At 72.9% G+C, this 13936-nt stretch carries 15 protein-coding genes; 5 read left to right on the top strand and 10 right to left on the bottom strand.

The genetic code is table 11. The features are described 5' to 3' along the window. Window positions 1–62 precede the first annotated feature (62 nt). A complete protein-coding gene (bfr, locus tag J7I94_RS16390) occupies window positions 63–581 on the top strand; it encodes a bacterioferritin (RefSeq protein WP_215167845.1) in 519 nt (172 codons plus the stop codon). 38 nt (window positions 582–619) lie between these two features. On the opposite strand, the gene J7I94_RS16385 is transcribed toward bfr, so the two are convergent. Next, window positions 620–850 (bottom strand): bacterioferritin-associated ferredoxin, encoded by a 231-nt coding sequence (locus tag J7I94_RS16385; protein ID WP_215167844.1) that lies wholly within the window; start codon window positions 848–850, stop codon window positions 620–622. A gap of 153 nt (window positions 851–1003) precedes the next feature. Then, window positions 1004–2356 carry a class II 3-deoxy-7-phosphoheptulonate synthase gene (locus tag J7I94_RS16380; protein WP_215167843.1) on the bottom strand — a complete coding sequence of 451 codons (1353 nt, stop codon included), beginning with the start codon at window positions 2354–2356 and terminating at the stop codon, window positions 1004–1006. A gap of 96 nt (window positions 2357–2452) precedes the next feature. Between J7I94_RS16380 and J7I94_RS39530 the strand changes: the two genes are divergently transcribed. After that, window positions 2453–2509, top strand: coding sequence for a trp operon leader peptide (locus tag J7I94_RS39530; RefSeq protein WP_215167924.1), 57 nt, complete (start codon window positions 2453–2455; stop codon window positions 2507–2509). A gap of 99 nt (window positions 2510–2608) precedes the next feature. Next, a complete protein-coding gene (locus J7I94_RS16370; protein WP_215167842.1) occupies window positions 2609–4510 on the top strand; it encodes an anthranilate synthase family protein in 1902 nt (633 codons plus the stop codon). On the opposite strand, the gene J7I94_RS16365 is transcribed toward J7I94_RS16370, so the two are convergent. The 4 genes from J7I94_RS16365 to J7I94_RS16350 form a co-directional block, all read right to left on the bottom strand. After that, the gene (locus J7I94_RS16365; RefSeq protein ID WP_215167841.1) at window positions 4462–5457 is read right to left on the bottom strand and encodes a 2-hydroxyacid dehydrogenase; all 996 of its coding nucleotides are present in this window, start codon (window positions 5455–5457) and stop codon (window positions 4462–4464) included. The genes J7I94_RS16370 and J7I94_RS16365 overlap by 49 nt on opposite strands. Window positions 5458–5578: 121 nt before the next feature. After that, the gene (locus J7I94_RS16360; RefSeq protein WP_215167840.1) at window positions 5579–6256 is read right to left on the bottom strand and encodes a response regulator transcription factor; all 678 of its coding nucleotides are present in this window, start codon (window positions 6254–6256) and stop codon (window positions 5579–5581) included. After that, complete coding sequence (gene macS / locus J7I94_RS16355) at window positions 6249–7499, bottom strand: MacS family sensor histidine kinase (RefSeq protein WP_215167839.1); 1251 nt, start codon at window positions 7497–7499, stop codon at window positions 6249–6251. Before macS ends, J7I94_RS16360 begins: the two co-directional genes overlap by 8 nt. A gap of 25 nt (window positions 7500–7524) precedes the next feature. Continuing rightward, entirely contained in the window at window positions 7525–8337 is an 813-nt protein-coding gene (locus J7I94_RS16350; RefSeq protein ID WP_215167923.1) for a 1-acyl-sn-glycerol-3-phosphate acyltransferase, read from the bottom strand. A gap of 171 nt (window positions 8338–8508) precedes the next feature. On the opposite strand from J7I94_RS16350, the gene J7I94_RS16345 reads away from it, so the two are divergent. Both J7I94_RS16345 and J7I94_RS16340 read left to right on the top strand, forming a co-directional pair. After that, a complete protein-coding gene (locus tag J7I94_RS16345) occupies window positions 8509–9312 on the top strand; it encodes a carboxylesterase (protein WP_215167838.1) in 804 nt (267 codons plus the stop codon). After that, on the top strand, window positions 9305–9946 hold the full coding sequence (locus J7I94_RS16340; RefSeq protein WP_215167837.1) for a hypothetical protein: 642 nt from the start codon (window positions 9305–9307) through the stop codon (window positions 9944–9946). The genes J7I94_RS16345 and J7I94_RS16340 overlap by 8 nt, the downstream gene beginning before the upstream one ends. A gap of 10 nt (window positions 9947–9956) precedes the next feature. Here J7I94_RS16340 and J7I94_RS16335 read toward each other — a convergent pair whose 3' ends face one another. The 4 genes from J7I94_RS16335 to J7I94_RS16320 form a co-directional block, all read right to left on the bottom strand. Next, the gene (locus J7I94_RS16335) at window positions 9957–10706 is read right to left on the bottom strand and encodes an endonuclease/exonuclease/phosphatase family protein (protein ID WP_215167836.1); all 750 of its coding nucleotides are present in this window, start codon (window positions 10704–10706) and stop codon (window positions 9957–9959) included. 135 nt (window positions 10707–10841) lie between these two features. Continuing rightward, complete coding sequence (locus J7I94_RS16330) at window positions 10842–11795, bottom strand: ROK family glucokinase (protein WP_215167835.1); 954 nt, start codon at window positions 11793–11795, stop codon at window positions 10842–10844. 67 nt (window positions 11796–11862) lie between these two features. Then, window positions 11863–12381: a DUF5304 family protein gene (locus J7I94_RS16325; RefSeq protein WP_215167834.1), complete on the bottom strand. Its 519-nt coding sequence runs from the start codon at window positions 12379–12381 to the stop codon at window positions 11863–11865. A gap of 57 nt (window positions 12382–12438) precedes the next feature. Beyond that, entirely contained in the window at window positions 12439–13647 is a 1209-nt protein-coding gene (locus tag J7I94_RS16320; protein ID WP_215167833.1) for an ArsA family ATPase, read from the bottom strand. Window positions 13648–13936: the final 289 nt, after the last annotated feature.

Raw genomic sequence — 13936 nt, 5'->3', positions numbered from 1 at the left:
TTCGGAACCAATGCAATCATGCGGCGCAACCTGCCAGTTTTCGTGTGGAAGGAGCCTCTGCGATGCAGGGCGACCCCGAGGTCATCGAATTCCTCAACGAGCAGCTGACCGCCGAGCTGACCGCGATCAACCAGTACTTCCTGCATTCGAAACTGCAGGACCACAAGGGCTGGACGAAGCTCGCCGAGTACACGCGTCACGAGTCCTTCGACGAGATGCGCCACGCGGAGGTCCTCACCGACCGCATCCTGCTCCTGGACGGTCTGCCGAACTACCAGCGGCTCTTCCACGTCCGGGTCGGGCAGACGGTCACCGAGATGTTCCAGGCGGACCGGGAGATCGAGGTCGAGGCCATCGACCGGCTGCGCCGGGGCATCGCGGTGATGCGGAGCAAGAACGACATCACGTCCGCGAACGTCTTCGAGGCGATCCTCGCCGACGAGGAGCACCACATCGACTACCTGGACACCCAGCTCGAACTGATCGAGAAGCTGGGCGAGTCGCTGTACCTGTCGACGGTGATCGAGCAGTCCCAGCCGGACGCGTCAGGGCCGGGCACCGGCGGCTTCTCGACCCACTGAGCAGGCTCCGCCCAGAGCCGGGAAAGCACCGAGAAGGCTCAGGCGGCTTCCGGGAGCTCCGCCGTCAGCGGGGTCGGCGCACCCTGGTCGATCAGCTGCCGGCGGGGGCAGGCGCCGCGGCCGAGCAGCGCCTGGATGCGCCGGACACAGCCGCCGCAGTCGGTGCCGGCCTTGCAGGCGGAGGCGATCTGCCGCGGTGTGCAGGCACCGGCGTCCGCGTGGGACTTCACCTGTTCCTCGGTCACACCGAAGCAAGAGCAGACGAACACGCGGTTCACCTCCCGGGCGGGGTCATGGTTGCGCCCTACCGGCCGGGCCGGTGAGGCAAACCTAACCTTACCCATCCCTCAGGTACCGCAAAAGCGGCGGGGGCGCGGATCGTATGTGACCCGCGCCCCATTTACGTCCGCGAAGCGGCTTCCCTACTGGTCCCGGTACATCTCCGCCACCAGGAACGCCAGGTCCAGCGACTGGCTGCGGTTGAGCCGGGGGTCGCAGGCCGTCTCGTAGCGCTGGTGCAGGTCGTCGACGAAGATCTCGTCGCCGCCGCCCACGCACTCGGTGACGTCGTCGCCGGTCAGCTCCACGTGGATGCCGCCCGGGTGGGTGCCCAGCTCCTTGTGGACCTCGAAGAAGCCCTTGACCTCGTCGAGCACGTCGTCGAAGCGGCGCGTCTTGTGGCCGGAGGCGGCCTCGAAGGTGTTGCCGTGCATCGGGTCGGTCACCCAGGCGACCGTGGTACCGGACGCGGTGACCTTCTCCACCAGCTCCGGGAGCTTGTCGCGGATCTTGTCCGCGCCCATCCGGACGATGAAGGTCAGCCGGCCGGGCTCGCGCTCGGGGTCGAGGCGCTCGATGTACTGGAGCGCCTCCTCGGCCGTGGTCGACGGGCCGAGCTTGATGCCGATCGGGTTGCGGATCTTCGAGGCGAACTCGATGTGCGCGTGGTCCATCTGCCGGGTGCGCTCACCGATCCACACCATGTGCCCGGAGACGTCGTACAGCTGGCCCGTACGGGAGTCCACGCGGGTCAGGGCGGACTCGTAGTCGAGCAGCAGCGCCTCGTGGGAGGCGTAGAACTCGACGGTCTTGAACTCCTCCGGGTCGGTGCCGCAGGCCCGCATGAAGTTCAGCGCGTTGTCGATCTCCCGGGCGAGCTGCTCGTAGCGCTGGCCCGACGGGGACGACTTCACGAAGTCCTGGTTCCAGGCGTGCACCTGGCGCAGGTCGGCGTAACCACCGGTGGTGAAGGCGCGCACCAGGTTCAGCGTGGAGGCGGACGCGTGGTACATCCGCTTCAGCCGCTCGGGGTCCGGGATCCGGGCCTCTTCGGTGAAGTCGAAGCCGTTGACCGAGTCGCCCCGGTACGTCGGCAGCGTCACGCCGTCGCGCGTCTCGGTCGGCTTGGAGCGCGGCTTGGAGTACTGGCCCGCGATCCGGCCGACCTTCACGACCGGCACGGACGCGGCGTAGGTCAGGACGGCGCCCATCTGGAGCAGCGTCTTGAGCTTGTTGCGGATGTGGTCGGCCGAGACCCCGTCGAACGCCTCGGCGCAGTCGCCGCCCTGGAGGAGGAACGCCTCTCCCTTGGCGACGGCCGCCATCCGGGCACGCAGCTGGTCGCACTCGCCCGCGAAGACGAGCGGCGGATACGACTCCAGCTCCGCAACGACTGCGCGCAGAGCCTCGGTGTCGGGGTACTCGGGCTGCTGCGCCGCGGGCAGGTCTCGCCAGGTGTTGCCAGCGCTCGCGCTGGTCTTAGCGTTCACGGTCACGACCTCAACATTACGGGGTGATGTCGGGCCCTCCGGCCGGTGACCAGAAAATGAGACGACGGATACGCAGCGTGGGCATGCGGTAGGGTGCGTGGCATGTTCGCGCATTCGACCCAGAACTGGTGGTGGACCGCTCCTCCGGCGGCCCGCTGACTGCGCGTACTCAGACTTCGCGAAGGCCGCCCGAGAGGCGGCCTTCGGTGTTTCCGGCTCCGGGTCCGTCTCTCCTTCACAGAGGGAACACGACGACCGATGAACCTGTCCCGCCTGCCCCATCTGCCCGCTCTCCTCGACGACCCCCGCCCCTTCGCCCTGCTGCGGCGCCGCACTCCCGGGCATGACCAGGAGACGGTGGAACTGCTGCTCGGGCCCGTCGCGGAGTACGACCGGCTCGCCGGCCTCCCCGACGACTGCCTGGCGCTGATCCCCTTCCGCCAGATCCGCGAGCGCGGCTTCGACGTCCGCGACGACGGCACCCCGCTGCTGGCGCTCACCCCCGAGGAGCGGTACGAGATCCCGCTCGCCGCCGCCATGGAACAGCTCCCCGCGCACGACGTCCGGGTCGAGGGCGGCGGCTTCGACGTCGGTGACGAGGAGTACGCCGGGATCGTCGGGCGGGTGCTGGACGAGGAGATCGGGCGGGGCGAGGGCGCCAACTTCGTGATCCGGCGGACGTACCGGGGCGAGATCCCCGGATTCGGGCGGGCCGACGCCCTGGCGCTGTTCCGGCGGCTCCTCGCGGGCGAGCGGGGCGCGTACTGGACGTTCGTGGTGCACACCGGGGACCGCACGCTGGTCGGGGCCAGTCCCGAGGTGCATGTGCGGATGAGCGGCGGCACGGTCGTCATGAACCCGATCAGCGGCACGTACCGTTATCCCGCCGAGGGCCCCACCCCCGAGCACCTGCTCGGCTTCCTCGCCGACTCCAAGGAGATCGAGGAGCTGTCGATGGTGGTCGACGAGGAGCTGAAGATGATGTGCACCGTCGGCGACATGGGCGGCGTCGTCGTCGGACCGCGCCTGAAGGAGATGGCGCACCTCGCGCACACCGAGTACGAGCTGCGCGGGAAGTCCTCGCTGGACGTGCGGGACGTGCTGCGGGAGACGATGTTCGCGGCGACGGTGACCGGGTCGCCGGTGCAGAACGCCTGCCGGGTCATCGAGCGGCACGAGGACGGCGGGCGGGGCTACTACGCGGGGGCGCTGGCGCTGATCGGGCGGGACTCCGGAGGCGCCCAGACCCTCGACTCGCCGATCCTCATCCGGACCGCCGACATCGACGCGGACGGGCGGCTGCGGGTGCCGGTCGGGGCGACGCTGGTACGCGGGTCCGACCCGGCCGGCGAGGTCGCGGAGACCCACGCCAAGGCGGCCGGGGTGCTCGCCGCCCTCGGCGTACGGCCGGGACGGCCCGGCCGGGAGACCACGCGGCCCAGGCTGGCCGACGACCCCCGGGTGCGCGCCGCGCTGGACGGGCGCCGGTCGTCGCTGGCGCCGTTCTGGCTGCGGATGCAGGAGCGCTCCGGGGAGCTGCCCGGGCACGCCCTGGTCGTCGACGGGGAGGACACCTTCACCGCGATGCTGGCGCACGTGCTGCGCTCGGGCGGTCTGGAGGTGACCGTCCGGCGGTACGACGAGCCGGGGCTGCGGGCCGCGGTGCTCGGGCACGCTGCCGGGCCGGTGGTGCTCGGACCGGGCCCCGGCAACCCCGCCGACCTGACCGATCCCAAGATGCGGCTGCTGCGCTCGCTCACCGCCGACCTCGTGCGCGAGCACCGGCACGGGGTGCTCGGGGTCTGCCTCGGGCACGAGCTGATCGCGGCCGAGCTGGGGCTGGACATCGTACGGAAGGAAGTGCCGTACCAGGGGGCGCAGACGGAGATCGACCTGTTCGGGCGGCGGGAGACCGTCGGCTTCTACAACAGCTTCGTGGCGCGCTGCGACGACGAGGAGTACGAGGAGCTGGCCGCGCACGGGATCGAGGTCAGCCGGTCGGCGGGCGGGGAGGTGCACGCGCTGCGCGGAGCCGGCTTCGCGTCCGTGCAGTTCCACCCCGAGTCGGTGCTGTCGCTGAACGGCGCGGCGGTGGTGCGGGAGCTGGTGGGTCAGCTGCGCGGCACGAGCACGTTCTCCGAGCGGCGGCCGGCCCGGTAGTCCAGGACGTTGCGCACCGTGGCGTCGACGATCTGGCCGACGGCGTCCTCGGTGTAGTACGCCTGGTGCGAGGTGACCAGGACGTTCGGGAAGGTGACGAGGCGGGCCAGGGTGTCGTCCTCGACGGCCGTGAGGGACTTGTCGAGGAAGAACAGGCCCGCCTCCGCCTCGTACACGTCCAGGCCGACGCCCGTGAAGCGGCCCGCGCGCAGCTCGCCGACGAGGGCGGCGGTGTCGACGAGACCGCCGCGGCTGGAGTTGACCAGGATCGCGTCGTCCCGCATCGCCTTCAGGGCGGCGGCGTCGATCAGGTGGCGGGTCGCGGGCATCAGGGGGACGTGCAGGGTGACCAGGTCGGACGCGGCGAGGAGTTCGTCCTTGGGGACGTAGCGCATGCCCAGCTCCAGGCAGGCGGGGTTCTCCGCCACGTCCCAGCCGAGCAGCCGCATGCCGAAGCCGTGGGCGATCCTGGCGAACGCCTCGCCGATCCTGCCGGTGCCGAGGACGCCGGCGGTGCGGCCGTGCATGTCGCGGCCCATCAGGCCGTTCAGGCGGAAGTCGAAGTCACGGGTGCGGGTGGAGGCGCGCACGATACGGCGGTTGACGGCCATCGCGAGCGCCCAGGCGAACTCGGCGACCGAGTACGGCGAGTAGGACGAGACCCGGGCGATGGTCAGACCGAGGCGCTCGGCGGTGTCCAGGTCGATGTTGTTGAAGCCGGTGGAGCGCTGGGCGACCATCCGGGTGCCGCCCGCCGCGAGGATCTCCAGGACGGACGCCCCGAGGTCGGCGTTGACCGACGTGGAGACGGTCTCGTGGCCGGCGGCGATGGGGGCGGTGTCCTCGTTGAGGAAGACGTCGAGGCAGCGGACCTCGGCGCGGCCCGCGAAGGCCCGCTCGATGAGGGGCTGCTCGTCGGCCTGCACTCCGAAGGCGAGGATCTCCACGCGGACGCTCCCGTCTCGCTGGGCTGGTGCTCCCGAATATAGGGCGCCCGGCTGCCGGGCGCCCGGCGCGGCGGTGCCGGTCGGCCGGACGCGCGGGTCAGGCGCCGTCCGGACCCGCGGTTCACGCGTCGTCCAGGCCCCGCTCTATCGCGTACCGCACCAGTTCCACGCGGTTGTGCAGCTGGAGTTTGCCGAGGGTGTTCTGGACGTGGTTCTGGACGGTGCGGTGGGAGATGACCAGGCGTTCGGCGATCTGCTTGTAGCTCAGGCCCTTGGCGACCAGCCGCAGTACCTCGGTCTCGCGGTCGGTGAGGCGGGGCGCGCCGGGGGTGTCGGTGTCGGGGGCGGGGGCCGGTTCGGAGGCGAGGCGGCGGTACTCGCCGAGGACGAGTCCGGCCAGGCCCGGGGTGAAGACGGGGTCGCCGGCGGCGGTGCGGCGGACTGCGTCCTGGAGTTCGCCGGTCGAGGCGGACTTCAGCAGATAGCCGGTGGCGCCGGACTTCACGGCCTCCAGGACGTCGGCGTGCTCGCCGCTCGCGGACAGCACCAGGACGCGCACCCGGGGGTCGGCGCCGACGACCTCCTTGCAGACCTGGACGCCGGGTCTGCCGGGCAGGTTGAGGTCGAGGACGAGGACGTCGGGCGCGGCGGCCCTGGCCCGGCGTACGGCCTGGTCGCCGTCGCCGGCGGTGGCGACCACCTCGAAGCCGGACTCGGCCAGGTCCCGGGCGACCGCGTCGCGCCACATGGGGTGGTCGTCGACCACCATGACCTTGATCGGCCCCCGCTGTTCAGTCATGTCCTGCCGCCTTCCCCCGCGCGTGCGCGGGTGTCACGCCCGTCGCGTCCTTCGGTACCTTCAGCTCGACCTCCGTGCCCTGGCCCGGCACCGAGATCAGTTCGGCGGAGCCGCCGAGGTCGCGCAGGCGGCCCCGGATCGACAGGGCCACGCCCATCCGTCCCTCGCCCTCGGCCTGGGCGAGGCGGCCCTCCGGGATGCCGGGGCCGTCGTCGCGGACGGTGACGATCACCTCGTCCGGCTCGTCCTCGACGAGGATCCACGCGCGCGCGTCCTCGCCGGCGTGCGCGCGGACGTTGTCCAGGGCGGCGCCGACGGCCGCCGCGACCTCCCGGGCGGCTGCGGGGGCCAGCTCCACGGGCGCCCCGGGCTCGGCGAGGCTGACGCGGGCGCCGGCGTACGGGGCGAGCAGGGTGCGCAGGTCGGCGGGGGCGTCCGGGTCCTGGCTCGCGGGTTCGTCCACGGCCCGTACGACGGCGCCGTCGGCGGCGTCCTCCGACACCCGGGAGACGGGGACCAGGCCACCGGAGACGAGGGTGCGCAGGGCGATCTCCTGCTCGCCGGCCATCCGGCCCAGCTCGGCCGCCTCGCCGCCGAGGACGGCGCCGCGCCGCTGCACCATGGCCAGCACCTGGAGCACGCTGTCGTGGATGTCCCGGGCGAGGCGTTCCCGCTCCCGGGTGGCGGCCTCGATCTCCAGGGCGCGGGCGAGGGTGCGCTCGGAGGCGCGGGCGACCTCGACGACGTAGCCGATGGCGATGGCGGCGACCCAGACGAGCATGACGTTGTGGACGGTGTCGCGGGCCGGGCTGCCGCGCTCGACCAGGTTGGCGGCGGCGACCAGGGTGGAGGCGACGGCGGCCCAGCGCCAGCCGCCCTTGATCGCGAAGGCCAGGACGGAACCGGCGGTCCATATCGACGGCAGGGTCGGGCCGCCGGCCGTGATGCGCTCGGAGGTGTCGGCGAGCGGGGTGAGCAGGATGCCGGTGAGGGCGACGGTGAGGTCGAGGGTGAGGAACCGCTTGGTGCAGGCGGCGGCGTTCGCGACCCGCGGGAGGGTGGCGAGCGTCCAGGCGACCAGGACGACGTAGTAGCCGACGGCGAGCCAGGGGCGGGTGAAGTGCTCGTGGGCGGTGGTGAAGAGACCGATCGCGTAGACCATGGTGAGCACGCGGTAGGCGGTCAGCGCGCGCCACAGGGGCTGCTCGACCGACATCCGCATGACCCGCTCGCGCCTGGCCATCTCCCCCACCCCCGTCCGGATCCCGTCAGGACCCGGGGCTCTCGTCCCCGTCGTCCGCCTGCGCGGCGCACTCCTTCTCGGCCTGTTCCTTCTCCGCGCGGGCGAGGGCGGCCCTGGCCTCCTTGGCCTCCCTGGCCGCCTCCTTCTCCGCTTCCTTCTCCGCCTTCGCCGCGTCCGCGAGCTGCCGCTTCATGGCGGTCGCGTACATGTCGACGTACTCCTGGCCGGAGAGCTTCATGATCTCGTACATGACCTCGTCGGTCACCGCGCGGAGCACGAACCGGTCGTGTTCCATGCCCTGGTAGCGGGTGAAGTCCAGTGGCTTGCCGATGCGGATGCCGGGGCGCATCAGCTTGGGCACCACCTTGCCCGGCGGCTGGATCTTCTCGGTGTCGATCATGGCGACCGGGAGGACGGGGGCGCCGGTGGCGAGCGCCACGCGCGCGAGGCCGCCCGGCTTGCCGCGGTAGAGGCGGCCGTCGGGCGAGCGGGTGCCCTCGGGGTAGATGCCGAACAGCTCGCCGCGCTCCAGGACCTCTATGCCGCTCTTGATCGCGGCCTCGCCGGCGCCGCGCGCCCCGGAGCGGTCCACCGGGAGCTGGCCGACGCCCTTGAAGAACGCGGCGGTCAGCCGTCCCTTGACGCCCGGCGTGTTGAAGTACTCGGCCTTGGCGATGAAGGTGACCTTGCGGTCGAGGACCGCCGGCAGGAAGAACGAGTCGGAGAACGACAGGTGGTTGCTGGCCAGGATGGCGGGCCCGGTGGCGGGAACGTGCTCCAGCCCCTCCACCCAGGGTCGGAAGGCTAGCTTCAGCGAACCGCCGACGGTGACCTTCATCGCGCCGTACAACAACCGAGTGCCTCCTGTATGTGTCGCACAGACCATAACCCGGAGCACCGGCAAAGGGCCCTGCGGCCCTGGTCGGTGTCCGTGGGGTCGCGTACGGTGAAGTACCCGCACCACGACGTGCCAGCGGCGCCAGCCCCTTGACGAACAGGAGTCAAAGACGTGCCGGTCCTCGCAGGAGCCGAGCCGTTCCGCCAGGAGGGCGGGGAGGTGGGCGTCCTCCTCTGTCACGGCTTCACCGGTTCCCCGCAGTCACTGCGCCCCTGGGCCCGGCATCTGGCCGGGCACGGTCTGACGGTCGCGCTGCCGCTGCTGCCCGGACATGGCACCCGCTGGCAGGACATGCAGCTCACCGGCTGGCCCGACTGGTACGCCGAGGTGGACCGCGAGCTGCGCGCGCTGCGCGAGCGGTGCTCCCGGGTGTTCGTGGCGGGGCTGTCGATGGGCGGCGCGCTGGCGCTGCGGCTGGCGGCGCGGCACGGCGACGCGGTGAGCGGTGTCATGGTCGTCAACCCGGCCAACCGCATGCACGGCCTGGCGCCGCACGCCCTCCCGGTGGTCCGCCACCTGGTACCGGCCACCAAGGGCATCGCCAGCGACATCGCCAAGCCGAACAGCGTCGAACTGGGATACGACCGAGTGCCGCTGCACGCGGCGTACTCCCTGCGCGACTTCTTCCGGGTCGTCGACCGTGATCTGCCGCAGGTCACCCAGCCGCTGCTGCTGATGCGCAGCCCGCGCGACCATGTGGTGCCGCCCGCCGACTCGGCCCGGATCCTGGGCCGGGTGTCGTCGGTGGACGTGACGGAGATCCTGCTGGAACAGAGCTACCACGTGGCGACGTTGGACCACGACGCGGACCGGATCCACGCGGAGAGCGTCGCCTTCGTCGCCCGGCTCGCCCCCGGTCTCGTCAAGGAGCCGGAGCCCGGTCTCGGCAAGGAAGGGACGGCCGCAGGTGGCTGAGCACGACTCCGACCGTGAGGACCGCGAGGAGCGCGGGGAGCGCGCAGAGCGCGAAGGTACTGGCACGGGCGCCCCGCAGGAGCAGCACGTGCCGTTCGACGAGGACGCCGCCTGGGCCGCGATCGTCGCCGGCTACGGCGAGGAGCCGCCGGACCCGCCGGGCGCCAAGCCGTTCAAGTCGGTCGAGGACCTGGCGCTGCTGGAGCCGGAGACCAACGACGACGGCGGGGCACCGGAGCCCGCCGAGAAGTCCGACAAGCCCCAGAAGCCCGGGGAGCCCTCCCCGGCCAAGCCGCTGGGCAGCTCGGTCGCGTTCGCGCCGGGGGTCGGTCCGCGCGACCACAGCCTGGCCGAGCCCGCCGAGGACGACCTCGGCGAGGACGACGAGGGCCACTTCGTGCCGCCCGAGCCGCCGCCGCTGCCGGAGGGCGACGTCACCGCCCGGTTCGCCTGGCTCGGTGTGCTGGGCGGCCCGCTCCTGCTGCTGGTGGCGATCCTGCTGGGCTGGGAGATGACCTGGTGGCTGACGACCGTGTGCATCGGCGGTTTCCTCGGCGGCTTCGCCACGCTGGTGATGCGGATGCGCACGGACGACGACGAGGACGACGATCCCGGCCGGGGTGCGGTGGTCTGACGCGGGAGGGCTAGAGACCCGCGGGGATTCTGAGGGCGGCCAGGACCGGGAGGTGGTCCGTGGCCGCCCTCAGGTCGTCTTCCCGTACGCCGGGCAGGCCGCGCGGCACGCCGCAGGCGAGGACCTCGATGCCCGGGGTGGCGAAGAGGGCGTCGATGCGCTGGTGCGGGCGGCTGGGGGTCGAGGTGTGCTCGTCGCCCCAGGGGGCGGTGGCCCAGCAGTCCTGGAGGTCCTTGGCGACCCGCCGGAACGCGGGGCCGTCGGGGCGCTCGTTGAGGTCGCCGCCCGCGACGGCGTGCGGGACACCGAGGGCGGCGAGCCGGTCGAGCAGCAGGCCGCTCTGCTCGTAGCGCTCGTCCTTCTGGAGGGACAGGTGGCAGCTGAGGACGCCGACGCGGGCGCCGCCGAAGCGGACGACGGCGGTGGCCAAGCCCCTGCGGTGCAGGCCGGGGGTGAGCGGCAGCAGGACGTCCTCGGTGCGCTCGACGGTGGCGCGCAGGGAGCACAGCAGCGCGGGTCCCGCGGCGGTGCCGCCGCCGGAGAGGATCACCTGGCCGGAGGCGGCCGCGAGCCGGGCGAGCTTCTTGCGCCAGCGGAAGAAGCGGGGGGCCTCCTGGAGGAGGACCAGGTCGGGGGCGCAGGCCCCGATGACGCGGGCGAGGGCGTCGGTGTCGTCGCGCATCGAGCGGATGTTGTAGCTCAGGACGCGGATGACGGCGGAACCGTCGGGTTCGGTACGGGAGTTGGGGAACTGCGGCATGTCGATCAATGTACGCCCAAGGGGGTGGGGCGCGGGGGGAGCGTGCGCGAGTGCCGGTGCGTTGTGGCTGGTCGCGCCACGCGGCGCCGGCCGCACATCGATACAGCCCCCGCGCCCCTTGAGAACACCGCTTGTCTACATGATCGGGTCGGGTTCGCGGGCCAGGTCCGCTGCTCCTACGAGCCCGGCCTTGTTGCCGAGCTGGGCCGCGATCACGTCCGCCACCGGGCGCCAGTGGGCGCCGACCAGCCAGCGTTTGTACGACTTGCGGATCGGGTCGAGGACCAGGTCGCCCTCGTCCGACAGACCGCCGCCGACGATGAACGCCGACGGGTCGAAGAGCGAGGCCAGGTCCGCCAGGCCCGCGCCGGCCCAGCGGGCCAGCTCGCGGTAGGAGTCGACGGCGACCGGGTCGCCCTGCCGGGCGGCCATCGAGATGTGCTTGCCCTCGATGCCGTCGGGGCTGCCGTCGCCGAGGCCGAGCAGCGTCTCGGCGCGCTCGGGGGTGGCGTTGGCGCGCTGCTTGGCGTAGCGCACCAGGGCGCGGCCGGAGGCGTACTGCTCCCAGCAGCCCTGCGAGCCGCAGCCGCACAGCAGGCCGTCCGGCACCATCCGGATGTGGCCGAACTCGGCGGCCACGCCGAAGTGGCCGCGGCGCAGCTTGTTGCCGATGATGATGCCGCCGCCGAGGCCGGTGCCCAGCGTGATGCAGATGACGTTGCGGTGGCCCTTGCCCGCGCCGAACCTGTACTCGCCCCAGGCGGCCGCGTTGGCGTCGTTCTCCACGACGACCGGGAGGCCCACGCGGGCCTCGACCTTCTCCTTGAGCGGTTCGTTGCGCCAGTCGATGTTGGGCGCGAAGTAGACCTCGGAGCGCTGGCGGTTGACGTAACCGGCCGCGCCGATGCCCACGCCGACGATCTCGTGCCCGGCGCGCGCTCCCTCCACCGCCGAGGCGATGGCGTCCACGATGGCCTCGGGCGTGGTGGGGGTCGGCACCTTGAAGGTCGAGAGGATGTTGCCTTCCTCGTCGACCACCCCGGCCGCGATCTTCGTGCCGCCGATGTCGACGCCGATGGTGAGTCCCATGAATCCCTCAGTTTCGGTCGAGCCCCGCTATGGCCAACCGTACCCGAGGCGCCGCTGCCGGGGCCCGTCAGTCCAGGTCGATGCGCTGGCCGGGACCGGCGTCCGGGCCGCCCTCGTCGTCACGCGGGTCCCCGTCCCGGGGGTCGGGCTCCTGGCTGGTCCAGCGGTGTTCCTGGCGCTGGACGGCGGAGCGGTAGGCGGCGAGCAGTTCGCCGCCGGCCGCCGCGAGGTGGTCGAAGACGTCCGGGTTGCGCTCGATGACCGGTTCGACGGCGGCCTTGGCCTGCTGGACGACCTGCCGGACCACCTGCTGGGCGGCGGTACCGGCGACCGGGCCGAGCAGCGGTGACTGGAGGCCGGACAGCTTGTCGGCCACGGTGTCCACGAGGCGGCGCAGTTCCTCGGCGGCCGAGCCGGGGGGCGGCCCGTAGGCGGCGCGGCGGCGGGCCTTCTCCGCCTCCAGGTCCTCGGCGGCCGCCGTCGCCCAGGCGTCGGCGTCGGCCGCCCGCCGCTCGCCGGCCGCCGCCCGGTCCTGCCCGGCGGCCTCGTCGCCCGCGGCGTCGGGCTGCGGGAGCTCTTCGCTCATGACGGACTCCTGACTACGGTTCGTCCCTACGACGTTACCCGAACGGCCGCCACGGCTTCACCGGCTCCGGGGCCACAGCCGCGGGTCGGGCGCGAACCGTACGCTCAGCCGGCCCTCCCGCAGGGCGGCCCCGTCCACGGTGCAGCGGCGCAGCGCGGAGGGCAGCGGAACGATACGGCGGAAGGGGCCGGCGGTGACGACGAGTTCGTCGCCGCGCCGGACGAGGTCCAGTTCGTCGCGGGCGGCGCCGGGCAGCGGGAGGTGCCAGACCAGGACGCCGTCGTCGGCGGTGGGGGTCCCCCCGCTCGAGCGGAGCCGAGAGTGGGGGAGGTCGGTGACGGGCCACTCGACGGGGGCGGTGTCCGGGTTGACGCCGGGCACGGCGAGGGCGGCGAGGTCGTCGGTGCCGCGCGGATCGTGTCCGAGGTGGGGCAGGACATGGACGTCGTGGGCGCCCTGCCACTCCTCCAGGGCCTTGCGCTGCTGGGCGACGGGTCCGGCGAGCCAGCTGTCGGCGGGGGCGTCCTCGGGCAGGGTCCGGTTGGCGGCCAGCAGTTCCACGGGCAGGCCGCGCAGGGCCAGGCCGAGGGCGGCGGTGCGTACCGCGTCGGTGCCGGCCGGGCCGGGTTCGGCGACCAGCCGGACGACGGTGTTCCGGTCGGTGAGGACGGCTTCGACGGCGGCGAGTTCCAGGTCCCAGCGGGCGGCGTGCTCGTAGAGCGCCTCGGTGGGCATGGGAACGCCGGCCAGGCGGCCGAGGACGGGGCGCAGGGCGCGGGCGGCCTGCCGTTCGGGCGGCAGCAGGCGGCGCAGGTAGCGGCGGAGTTCCTCGGGCAGGGCGAGCAGGGCGAGGGCGCGCGGGGCGGGCGGCAGGTCGACGACGAGCAGGTCGTGCTCCTCGGCGAGGGCGGCGTCGCGCAGGGCGCGCAGCAGCGCCAGTTCCCCGGCGCCGGGCAGCGGGGTCAGCTCCTCGGGGTCGAGGCGGGCGGCGCCGAGCAGGTCGAGGGCGGCGGAGGCGCGCTCCTGGAGGGCGGTGAGACCGTCCCGGAACCCCCGGGCCGGGTCGGGCCGCCAGGCGGTGAGGTTGGCCTCGACGGCGGCCGGAGTGGAGCCGGTGGGCACCCCGAGCGCGGCGCCGAGGGTGTCCTCGGGGTCGGCGCCCAGCAGCAGGGTGCGGGTTCCGGACCGGGCTGCGGTGAGCGCGGTGGCGGCGGCCACGGTCGTCCGGCCGCTGCCGCCCGGGCCCATGATCAGGAGGGTGCGCATGAGGGTGAACGGTACCTGCGCGCCGGACGAGCCAGGGCCTGTCGTTCGGATCACGCCGCGGACGCGGGGTCCGGCACGCGCTCCCCCACTGCCTGAACGGCGTGGGGGACCCCCAGCGGCGTTGTCGTCGGTTGTCGACTCCCCCACGCTCGGCTGCGCTCGCGCGGGAGGACCCCCATCGCGTCGACTCCCTCCTCCGCCTTGCAGCCGCACGCACCAGACCCCGCTCACCGGCATGGACAAGTCCCGCCGGTGTCCTGCGTCCTGATCCAAACGACAGGCCCTAGGT

This window comes from Streptomyces sp. ISL-12, assembly GCF_018614415.1.
GTDB lineage: Bacteria > Actinomycetota > Actinomycetes > Streptomycetales > Streptomycetaceae > Streptomyces.
The sequence above is the reverse complement of the archived record's forward strand: the minus strand, read 5'-3'. Positions and strand labels throughout refer to the sequence as shown.